1 pseudogene is annotated in these 270 nt (G+C 57.8%); it reads right to left on the bottom strand.

The features are described 5' to 3' along the window. Positions 1-270: pseudogene (locus tag KVT32_RS30130) on the bottom strand (replication protein); the annotation flags it as partial.

The following is a 270-nucleotide window of genomic DNA, read 5'->3' as shown; positions in this document are numbered from 1 at the left end:
CGCCCGCCGTTTGTTCCCTTACCCAGCATCCGCAAAAAGTCACTTGCGCTGTCTCCTACCGGAATTTCTTGGGGCTTGAAACGCACCGCATAGGTGTTCATCCAAGCCAGCATGAGCCGGGGCAATGCTCCATAAGGGATTGGCTGCTGGACGAACTGCTGACCATCCCATAGCTTGCCGGCTTGGACCAGGAGCGCAGAATTGCCGGAGTGACGTTCAAAGCTGGTGCCGTCCACTTTGGAGCGGGGCAAACCAACCTGGCACACTGTC

This window comes from Achromobacter sp. GbtcB20 (genome assembly GCF_019091095.1).
Classification (GTDB): domain Bacteria; phylum Pseudomonadota; class Gammaproteobacteria; order Burkholderiales; family Burkholderiaceae_B; genus Achromobacter; species Achromobacter mucicolens.
This window is presented reverse-complemented; position numbering and strand designations above follow the sequence as displayed.